Annotated in this window: 7 protein-coding genes, 2 tRNA genes and 2 rRNA genes; 9 read left to right on the top strand and 2 right to left on the bottom strand. The window is 51.9% G+C overall.

Annotation, left to right across the window (positions count from 1 at the left end; all coding sequences use genetic code 11):
• The 4 genes from FN082_RS11705 to FN082_RS11690 all read left to right on the top strand — a co-directional run bounded on the left by FN082_RS11705 (position 1) and on the right by FN082_RS11690 (position 3,392).
• A 23S ribosomal RNA gene (locus FN082_RS11705) occupies positions 1 to 2,823 on the top strand.
• A gap of 192 nt (positions 2,824 to 3,015) precedes the next feature.
• A 5S ribosomal RNA gene (gene rrf / locus FN082_RS11700) occupies positions 3,016 to 3,131 on the top strand.
• A gap of 55 nt (positions 3,132 to 3,186) precedes the next feature.
• Positions 3,187 to 3,263 (top strand) — tRNA-Asp (locus tag FN082_RS11695).
• A gap of 53 nt (positions 3,264 to 3,316) precedes the next feature.
• A tRNA-Trp gene (locus FN082_RS11690) sits at positions 3,317 to 3,392 on the top strand.
• A gap of 87 nt (positions 3,393 to 3,479) precedes the next feature.
• Here FN082_RS11690 and hdfR read toward each other — a convergent pair.
• A complete protein-coding gene (hdfR, locus tag FN082_RS11685; protein WP_139537329.1) occupies positions 3,480 to 4,301 on the bottom strand; it encodes an HTH-type transcriptional regulator HdfR in 822 nt (273 codons plus the stop codon).
• 118 nt (positions 4,302 to 4,419) lie between these two features.
• On the opposite strand from hdfR, the gene FN082_RS11680 reads away from it, so the two are divergent.
• Positions 4,420 to 4,758 (top strand): DUF413 domain-containing protein, encoded by a 339-nt coding sequence (locus tag FN082_RS11680; protein ID WP_139537330.1) that lies wholly within the window; start codon positions 4,420 to 4,422, stop codon positions 4,756 to 4,758.
• 23 nt (positions 4,759 to 4,781) lie between these two features.
• On the opposite strand, the gene FN082_RS11675 is transcribed toward FN082_RS11680, so the two are convergent.
• Positions 4,782 to 6,302: a YifB family Mg chelatase-like AAA ATPase gene (locus tag FN082_RS11675; RefSeq protein WP_142981609.1), complete on the bottom strand. Its 1,521-nt coding sequence runs from the start codon at positions 6,300 to 6,302 to the stop codon at positions 4,782 to 4,784.
• Between the two features lie 351 nt (positions 6,303 to 6,653).
• On the opposite strand from FN082_RS11675, the gene ilvL reads away from it, so the two are divergent.
• The 4 genes from ilvL to FN082_RS11655 all read left to right on the top strand — a co-directional run bounded on the left by ilvL (position 6,654) and on the right by FN082_RS11655 (position 9,738).
• A complete protein-coding gene (gene ilvL, locus FN082_RS11670) occupies positions 6,654 to 6,752 on the top strand; it encodes an ilv operon leader peptide (protein WP_072140358.1) in 99 nt (32 codons plus the stop codon).
• 139 nt (positions 6,753 to 6,891) lie between these two features.
• On the top strand, positions 6,892 to 8,538 hold the full coding sequence (ilvG, locus tag FN082_RS11665) for an acetolactate synthase 2 catalytic subunit (RefSeq protein WP_139537332.1): 1,647 nt from the start codon (positions 6,892 to 6,894) through the stop codon (positions 8,536 to 8,538).
• A complete protein-coding gene (gene ilvM, locus FN082_RS11660; protein WP_004107599.1) occupies positions 8,535 to 8,792 on the top strand; it encodes an acetolactate synthase 2 small subunit in 258 nt (85 codons plus the stop codon). The genes ilvG and ilvM overlap by 4 nt, the downstream gene beginning before the upstream one ends.
• Before the next feature lie 16 nt (positions 8,793 to 8,808).
• Positions 8,809 to 9,738: a branched-chain amino acid transaminase gene (locus FN082_RS11655; protein ID WP_139537333.1), complete on the top strand. Its 930-nt coding sequence runs from the start codon at positions 8,809 to 8,811 to the stop codon at positions 9,736 to 9,738.
• Positions 9,739 to 9,761 lie beyond the last annotated feature (23 nt).

Genomic DNA, 9,761 nt, shown 5'->3' with positions numbered 1-9,761 from the left:
AGGTGATATGAACCGTTATAGCCGGCGATGTCCGAATGGGGAAACCCAGTGCAATTCGTTGCACTATCGTTAACTGAATACATAGGTTAACGAGGCGAACCGGGGGAACTGAAACATCTAAGTACCCCGAGGAAAAGAAATCAACCGAGATTCCCCCAGTAGCGGCGAGCGAACGGGGAGCAGCCCGGAGTCTGAATCAGCGTGTGTGTTAGTGGAACGGTCTGGAAAGTCCGACGGTACAGGGTGATAGTCCCGTACACCAAAATGCACATACTGTGAACTCGAAGAGTAGGGCGGGACACGTGGTATCCTGTCTGAATATGGGGGGACCATCCTCCAAGGCTAAATACTCCTGACTGACCGATAGTGAACCAGTACCGTGAGGGAAAGGCGAAAAGAACCCCGGCGAGGGGAGTGAAAAAGAACCTGAAACCGTGTACGTACAAGCAGTGGGAGCCTCTTTATGGGGTGACTGCGTACCTTTTGTATAATGGGTCAGCGACTTATATTCTGTAGCAAGGTTAACCGAATAGGGGAGCCGCAGGGAAACCGAGTCTTAACTGGGCGTTAAGTTGCAGGGTATAGACCCGAAACCCGGTGATCTAGCCATGGGCAGGTTGAAGGTTGGGTAACACTAACTGGAGGACCGAACCGACTAATGTTGAAAAATTAGCGGATGACCTGTGGCTGGGGGTGAAAGGCCAATCAAACCGGGAGATAGCTGGTTCTCCCCGAAAGCTATTTAGGTAGCGCCTCGTGAACTCATCTTCGGGGGTAGAGCACTGTTTCGGCTAGGGGGTCATCCCGACTTACCAACCCGATGCAAACTACGAATACCGAAGAATGTTATCACGGGAGACACACGGCGGGTGCTAACGTCCGTCGTGAAGAGGGAAACAACCCAGACCGCCAGCTAAGGTCCCAAAGTCATGGTTAAGTGGGAAACGATGTGGGAAGGCCCAGACAGCCAGGATGTTGGCTTAGAAGCAGCCATCATTTAAAGAAAGCGTAATAGCTCACTGGTCGAGTCGGCCTGCGCGGAAGATGTAACGGGGCTAAACCATGCACCGAAGCTGCGGCAGCGACGCTTATGCGTTGTTGGGTAGGGGAGCGTTCTGTAAGCCGTAGAAGGTGGCCTGTGAGGGTTGCTGGAGGTATCAGAAGTGCGAATGCTGACATAAGTAACGATAAAGCGGGTGAAAAGCCCGCTCGCCGGAAGACCAAGGGTTCCTGTCCAACGTTAATCGGGGCAGGGTGAGTCGACCCCTAAGGCGAGGCCGAAAGGCGTAGTCGATGGGAAACAGGTTAATATTCCTGTACTCGGTGTTACTGCGAAGGGGGGACGGAGAAGGCTATGTTGGCCGGGCGACGGTTGTCCCGGTTTAAGCATGTAGGCGGATGTTCCAGGTAAATCCGGATCACTTCAACGCTGAGGTGTGATGACGAGGCACTACGGTGCTGAAGTAACAAATGCCCTGCTTCCAGGAAAAGCCTCTAAGCATCAGGTAACATCAAATCGTACCCCAAACCGACACAGGTGGTCAGGTAGAGAATACCAAGGCGCTTGAGAGAACTCGGGTGAAGGAACTAGGCAAAATGGTGCCGTAACTTCGGGAGAAGGCACGCTGATGGTAAGTGAAGTGACTTGCTCATGGAGCTGAAATCAGTCGAAGATACCAGCTGGCTGCAACTGTTTATTAAAAACACAGCACTGTGCAAACACGAAAGTGGACGTATACGGTGTGACGCCTGCCCGGTGCCGGAAGGTTAATTGATGGGGTTATCCTCGCGGAGAAGCTCTTGATCGAAGCCCCGGTAAACGGCGGCCGTAACTATAACGGTCCTAAGGTAGCGAAATTCCTTGTCGGGTAAGTTCCGACCTGCACGAATGGCGTAATGATGGCCAGGCTGTCTCCACCCGAGACTCAGTGAAATTGAACTCGCTGTGAAGATGCAGTGTACCCGCGGCAAGACGGAAAGACCCCGTGAACCTTTACTATAGCTTGACACTGAACACTGGTCCTTGATGTGTAGGATAGGTGGGAGGCTTTGAAGTGTGGACGCCAGTCTGCATGGAGCCATCCTTGAAATACCACCCTTTAATGGCTGGTGTTCTAACGTGGGCCCCTAATCGGGGTTGCGGACAGTGTCTGGTGGGTAGTTTGACTGGGGCGGTCTCCTCCCAAAGAGTAACGGAGGAGCACGAAGGTTGGCTAATCCTGGTCGGACATCAGGAGGTTAGTGCAATGGCATAAGCCAGCTTGACTGCGAGCGTGACGGCGCGAGCAGGTGCGAAAGCAGGTCATAGTGATCCGGTGGTTCTGAATGGAAGGGCCATCGCTCAACGGATAAAAGGTACTCCGGGGATAACAGGCTGATACCGCCCAAGAGTTCATATCGACGGCGGTGTTTGGCACCTCGATGTCGGCTCATCACATCCTGGGGCTGAAGTAGGTCCCAAGGGTATGGCTGTTCGCCATTTAAAGTGGTACGCGAGCTGGGTTTAGAACGTCGTGAGACAGTTCGGTCCCTATCTGCCGTGGGCGCTGGAGAATTGAGGGGGGCTGCTCCTAGTACGAGAGGACCGGAGTGGACGCATCACTGGTGTTCGGGTTGTCATGCCAATGGCATTGCCCGGTAGCTAAATGCGGAAGAGATAAGTGCTGAAAGCATCTAAGCACGAAACTTGCCCCGAGATGAGTTCTCCCTGAGACTTTAGGTCTCCTGAAGGAACGTTGAAGACGACGACGTTGATAGGCCGGGTGTGTAAGCGCAGCGATGCGTTGAGCTAACCGGTACTAATGAACCGTGAGGCTTAACCTTACAACGCCGAAGATGTTTTGGCGGATTGAGAGAAGATTTTCAGCTCAGATTCAGAGTCCGAAGGATTTTGCGCTGAGACAAGGCGGCAAACGCAGCGACGGAAGGAGCATACAGAAGTATGTGACTGACGTTCGCCAGAGCAGCCAATGCCGTATCAGTGCAAAAGACACAGGACAGAGTACAAAGAATTTGCCTGGCGGCAGTAGCGCGGTGGTCCCACCTGACCCCATGCCGAACTCAGAAGTGAAACGCCGTAGCGCCGATGGTAGTGTGGGGTCTCCCCATGTGAGAGTAGGGAACTGCCAGGCATCAAATTAAGTAGTAAGCCGGTGCATAAATCCGGTGGTTACAGAAGTATTCGGTGGAGCGGTAGTTCAGTCGGTTAGAATACCTGCCTGTCACGCAGGGGGTCGCGGGTTCGAGTCCCGTCCGTTCCGCCACTTATTAGAAAATTAAGCCTGCTATTTTAGCAGGCTTAATGATAAGAAACTTTAGGGGCGTAGCTCAGTTGGTAGAGCACCGGTCTCCAAAACCGGGTGTCGCGAGTTCGAGTCTCTCCGCCCCTGCCATATAATAATCCTTTGCTCAGGCAAAGGATTTTTTTTGCTTTAAATTTCCTCTTCCAGATAGTCCCCATCCATGGAGGACTGAGCAGCCTATCCTAATATGTTGTTCTTCAGGATCTCACGAATCTGCGCTTGTTTATCGCTGTTTTGTAACCAAATCGCATAGAGCGGCCTTGAAAGCGTCGCGCTGTCCATCACCGTATGTAGGTTATTTTTCTCCTGAGCCCAGCGTACGGGCAGCCATGTACAGCCTTTAAGTGCACTGAGCTGCTGGTATGCTAATTCAGCAGAACTGGTGGTCAGCAGGGGAATATCGTCATTACCGATCAGCCCAACTTCATTTTGTTGAAAATCAGGTCCCCACTCCAGACGTAAATAATTCAATTCATTTTTGTTTTTTGCCGGTGATGTACAAAAAAGTGCCAATGTGAAATTGCCAAGCAACTGGCTGCTTAGTTCGTCCATCTTCGGCGATTCTGTTGTGATCAGTAGATCAAGCTGACGTTCATGTAATTGTTTAACCAGCGATTGACGCTGTGCGATCCGGGCTTCGAACTGAAGGCTGTAGGGCTCGATATAGAGCTTGCCTAGCCATCCGTTGAGCAGACACTCCCAAAGCGAAGCGCTGGCACCTATTGAAAATTCGTTATGTCGTGAGGAGTTTGCGACCTCCTTACGCGCGGCCTGCCAGGTATTCATCAAGGTTTCGGCATAGGGTAATAATTTCTCTCCGGCTGGCGTCAGGCGAATATTATTACGATGACGAGTGAAAAGATTTACTCCGAGCTGGTTCTCGAGCTGACGAATACGAAAGCTAACTGCTGACTGCGTCAGATAAAGCGCTTCCGCGGCTCGGCCAAAGTGGCGAGTTCTGCTCACTTCAAGGAAAGTCTTCAGCAATTCCGTATCCACACTCTTCTCCGCAAAATTATTTGTCGTGATGATTTAAATGTTTTGTTTGACGCTCTGTCAAGCGTAACTAATACTCCGCGCCATAAATAGCTCGGCCAAAGAATCAGGAGCGTGTAGGATGGCGGAAAGCTTTACGACAACTAATCGTTTTTTCGACAATAAAAATTATCCGCGCGGGTTTTCCCGTCATGGAGATTTCACCATCAAAGAGGCGCAACTGCTGGAACGTCATGGTTATGCCTTTAATGAACTAGAACTGGGTAAACGCGAGCCTGTCACTGAAGATGAGAAACAGTTTGTTTCGGTGTGCCGTGGTGAACGTGAGCCTGCAACGGAAGCAGAACGCGTCTGGATCAAGTACATGGCTCGCATTAAGCGTCCGAAGCGTTTCCACACCCTGTCCGGCGGTAAACCGCAGGTAGAAGGTGCGGAAGACTACACTGAAAGCGATGATTAAGAAAAAGGGCGTAAGCCCTTTTTTTATGCCATCAGTTTCTGTAGATGGCTCAACATTCTGTCTATTGCCCGATAGCTGAGCGCCTCCTGTAGATGATGGCGTTCGATGTGTTCCACCTCCCCAATGTCAGCAATAGTCCGGGCAACTTTAATCAGGCGTTGCCAGGCCCGTATCGAAAGTCCAAGCTGTAATAGGGTTTGTTCCAGCCAGACAGCGTCATCTTTATGAAGGTGACACCAGATTTTCATCTCGTTATTTCCCAGATGGGCATTAAGTTTCTTCTGTCGGGCTAACTGCCTTTCGCGTGCAATTAAAACCCGCTGTCTTACGCTGGTGCTGTCCTCTTCTTCACTAGACCTTCCGCTTAACATTCCCGGTGGCGGGAGCGGAATTTCCAGAGAAAGATCGAAGCGGTCGAGGAACGGGCCGGATAAACGCCCCAGGTAGCGCAGAGTTTGTTCTGGCGACGTTCGATTATGCTGACCTTGATAATGCCCTGTCGGACTAGGATTCATTGCAGCAATGAGCTGGAAGCGGGCTGGATAGTCGATCTTTGCACGGGTACGAGAGATATGGATCATTCCTGACTCAATTGGCTCTCGTAATGCATCCAGCACCCGGCGTTCAAATTCGGGTAACTCATCAAGAAATAGAACGCCATTATGGGCGAGGGAAATTTCACCAGGGGCTGGAATTGAGCCTCCACCGACCATGGCTGTAAGCGATGCGCTATGATGTGGCGCTCTGAATGGCCTGCGACGCCACTGTTGTGTTGCATGACCGGAATTAACAAGGCTAAGTATTGCCGCGCTTTCCAGCGCTTCCTGGTTACTCAACGGCGGTAGCAGGCTCGGTAATCGACTGGCAAGCATCGTTTTTCCTGTGCCGGGCGGGCCTATCATCAGCAGATTGTGGCCACCTGCTGCGATGATTTCCAGCGCTCGTTTTCCCTGCTGCTGGCCAATAACTTCACGAAGGTCTAATGATGATTCGTCCGGATGCTCAATTTCTGGGAGCGGGTGATTTAATGGGGCTCTTCCTTCCAGGAAAGCACAAACTTCCTGCAGGTGCCCGGCGATAAGACAGTCGCTGCCGCCGATTAAGCCAACTTCTGTCGAGTTCTCACTAGAAACAACGATCTTTCGACCCGCTTTTATCGCCTCCATTGCGCTGGATATCGCCCCAGGAACGCCACGCAGAGCGCCTGTAAGCGCCAATTCGCCGACAAACTCATATTGATTCAACCTGTCCGCATTTAGCTGCTCTGACGCTACCAGAAGCGCGAGAGCAATAGGCAAATCATATCTTCCCCCTTCTTTTGGCAGATCGGCCGGTGCCAGATTGATGGTGACTTTTTTCGCAGGCCAGGCATAGCCGCTGTTGATAATCGCACTACGTACCCGGTCACGAGCTTCTTTAACCGTTGTTTCCGGAAGCCCCACCATCGTCAAGCCAGGTAGTCCGTTGCTGATATGAACTTCAATTGTGATAAGCGGGGCACCGATCCCGAGAGCGGCACGGGTGTAAACAATGGCGAGTGACATAACACCTCCTGAGGATCGGAATTATGTCGGAGATTTTTTGTCGCGTAATTCGGCAATATTAAATTTTAGGTGTTCCCTTCCAGTCAATTTGTTGCCAATTGCGCACCTTACACTCATTTTGGAAACCAGCTTGCAGAAGAGCGTCCTGGGTCAATAAGGTGAGAAAGTGCTGTGGTGTATGCCACAAATTGAAATATTTTCATTTCATATTTTTCTTATTAAAAACAATCATTTTTTCATAAATGGTTAGCATGATAAGAATGTTGGTCATAAAAAAATCTTGTGTTTACTGCAATGTCTGTGGTACCTCTTTAGGTATTCCTTCGAACATGAAGACAGAAAGAACATAAAATGACAGCCCTTCTACGAGTGATTAGCCTGGTCGTGATTAGCGTGGTGGTGATTATTATCCCACCGTGCGGGGCTGCACTTGGACGAAGAAAGGCTTAAAAAACAAGCCTTAACGAACTAAGACCCCCGCACCGAAAGGTCCGGGGGTTTTTTTATAACTTAAAAACAGAAAAGAGGAGCAGATTATGAGTTGCAGCATAAAATTCTGTTTCTCTCGATCTAAGACGGGGAAGTAACTATGAATGGGGCGCGGTGGGTAGTACATGCTTTGCGAGCACAGGGTGTCGACACTGTTTTTGGCTATCCGGGTGGCGCAATTATGCCGGTTTACGATGCATTGTATGACGGCGGCGTGGAACACTTACTGTGCCGACATGAGCAAGGGGCGGCGATGGCGGCCATCGGCTATGCCCGAGCTACCGGCAAGACCGGTGTATGCATTGCCACTTCCGGGCCCGGCGCGACCAATCTGATCACCGGTCTTGCCGACGCGCTGCTTGATTCCGTTCCCGTTGTTGCCATCACTGGTCAGGTTGCCGCTCCGTTTATTGGCACCGATGCATTCCAGGAAGTGGATGTTCTCGGATTATCGCTGGCTTGTACCAAACACAGTTTCCTGGTGCAGTCGCTGGAAGAACTGCCGCGCGTTATTGCTGAAGCTTTCTATGTAGCGAACTCAGGGCGTCCCGGCCCGGTGCTGGTCGATATCCCGAAAGATATCCAGCTGGCGCAGGGCGAACTCGATCCGCATTTTTCCATGGTAGCTGATGACGTTGATTTCCCCTATGCGGATATCGAATATGCTTTGCAGATGCTGACCCAGTCGCAGAAGCCGATGTTATACGTTGGCGGCGGCGTGGGGATGGCACAAGCGGTACCGGCGCTGCGCGAGTTTCTTGCTGTAACGCAAATGCCAGCGACTTCCACCCTGAAAGGACTCGGAGTGGTGAATGCGGATTATCCGTACTATCTGGGCATGCTGGGGATGCATGGCACCAAAGCGGCTAACCTGGCGGTACAGGAATGCGATCTGCTTATCGCGGTTGGCGCGCGTTTTGACGATCGTGTAACCGGTAAGCTGAATACCTTTGCCCCGGATGCCAAAGTTATCCATATGGATATCGACCCGGCTGAGTTGAACAAACTGCGCCAGGTACACATTGGTTTGACGGGCGATTTGAATGTGATGCTGCCAGCGCTGCAGCAACCGCTGTCTATCGATGCCTGGCGTCAGCGTAATGCACAGCTGCGGGCCGAGCACGCCTGGCGCTACGATCATCCAGGCGATGCCATCTACGCACCTTTGTTGTTAAAGCAGCTTTCCGATCGCAAACCAGCGGATTGTGTTGTGACTACCGACGTAGGCCAGCATCAAATGTGGTCCGCGCAGCATATGACCTATACGCGCCCGGAGAATTTCATCACCTCCAGCGGATTAGGCACCATGGGATTTGGCTTGCCCGCAGCGGTAGGCGCACAGGTAGCCCGCCCTGATGATACGGTTATCTGTATCTCCGGTGACGGCTCTTTCATGATGAATGTGCAGGAGCTGGGCACCGTAAAACGTAAGCAGTTGCCACTGAAGATAGTCTTGCTGGATAACCAGCGCTTAGGAATGGTTCGACAATGGCAGCAGCTGTTTTTCCAGGAACGTTATAGCGAAACCACGCTTACCGATAACCCCGATTTCCTTACTCTGGCCAGCGCCTTCGGCATCCCTGGTCAACACATCACCCGTAAAGACCAGGTTGAAGCGGCACTCGACACCATGCTTTCGAGCCAGGGGCCTTATCTGCTTCATGTCTCAATCGACGAACTTGAGAACGTCTGGCCGTTGGTGCCGCCCGGTGCCAGTAACGCAGAAATGCTGGAGAAATTATCATGATGCAACATCAGGTCGCCTTGCAGGCCCGCTTCAATCCAGAAACTTTAGAACGTGTGCTGCGCGTTGTGCGCCATCGCGGATTCCAGATTTGCGCTATGAATATGGAAACTGCTGCCGATGCCCGGAATATTAATATTGAACTGACCGTTGCCAGCCAGCGGCCCGTCGAATTACTGTTTAGTCAATTAAGCAAACTGGTGGACGTCGCCTGCGTCGAGATCCAGCAACCTACATCACAACAAATTCGCGCCTGAGCGCAAAGGAAGAAAAATGACGACGAAAAAAGCGGACTACATCTGGTTCAACGGTGAGATGGTGCGTTGGGAAGAGGCGAAGGTGCACGTCATGTCTCACGCGCTGCACTATGGCACTTCTGTATTCGAAGGCATCCGCTGCTACGATTCTCACAAAGGCCCGGTTGTCTTCCGCCACCGTGAGCACATGCAGCGTCTGCGTGACTCCGCCAAGATTTATCGTTTCCCGGTTTCTCAGAGCGTTGATGAACTGATGGAAGCCTGCCGCGAAGTCCTGCGTAAAAACAACCTGACCAGCGCCTATATCCGTCCACTGGTATTTGTTGGCGACGTCGGTATGGGGGTTAACCCGCCAGATGGCTACACCACTGACGTGATCATCGCGGCGTTCCCGTGGGGAGCCTACCTGGGGGCTGAAGCCCTGGATCAGGGGATCGATGCGATGGTTTCTTCCTGGAATCGTGCTGCGCCGAATACCATTCCAACCGCAGCTAAAGCCGGCGGTAACTACCTCTCTTCTCTGCTGGTCGGTAGCGAAGCGCGTCGTCATGGTTATCAGGAAGGTATCGCACTCGACGTTAACGGCTATATCTCTGAAGGTGCGGGTGAAAACCTGTTTGAAGTGAAAGATGGCGTGTTGTTTACTCCGCCGTTCACCTCTTCCGCGCTGCCGGGCATCACTCGCGACGCTATCATCAAGCTGGCGAAAGATCTGGGTCTGGAAGTGCGCGAGCAGGTATTGTCCCGCGAGTCTCTGTATCTGGCCGATGAAGTCTTCATGTCCGGTACTGCTGCAGAAATTACGCCGGTACGCAGCGTCGATGGTATTCAGGTGGGCGAAGGCCGCTGTGGCCCGATTACCAAACGTATTCAGCAAGCATTCTTTGGCCTCTTCACCGGTGAAACCGAGGATAAATGGGGCTGGTTGGATCAGGTTAATCAATAAGCATAAAAAAATGGGGCGACACG

Source organism: Klebsiella spallanzanii, assembly GCF_902158555.1.
In the GTDB taxonomy this organism is placed as follows: Bacteria; Pseudomonadota; Gammaproteobacteria; order Enterobacterales; family Enterobacteriaceae; genus Klebsiella; species Klebsiella spallanzanii.
Note: the sequence above shows the minus strand (reverse complement) of the source record. Positions and strands in the feature narration are given on the sequence as shown.

Coding starts and splice junctions, on each gene's coding strand:
- FN082_RS11680 (WP_139537330.1), top strand. CDS start 4,420: ATGGCGGAAAGCTTTACGACAACTAATCGTTTTTTCGACAATAAAAAT.
- FN082_RS11675 (WP_142981609.1), bottom strand. CDS start 6,302: ATGTCACTCGCCATTGTTTACACCCGTGCCGCTCTCGGGATCGGTGCC.
- ilvL (WP_072140358.1), top strand. CDS start 6,654: ATGACAGCCCTTCTACGAGTGATTAGCCTGGTCGTGATTAGCGTGGTG.
- ilvG (WP_139537332.1), top strand. CDS start 6,892: ATGAATGGGGCGCGGTGGGTAGTACATGCTTTGCGAGCACAGGGTGTC.
- ilvM (WP_004107599.1), top strand. CDS start 8,535: ATGATGCAACATCAGGTCGCCTTGCAGGCCCGCTTCAATCCAGAAACT.
- FN082_RS11655 (WP_139537333.1), top strand. CDS start 8,809: ATGACGACGAAAAAAGCGGACTACATCTGGTTCAACGGTGAGATGGTG.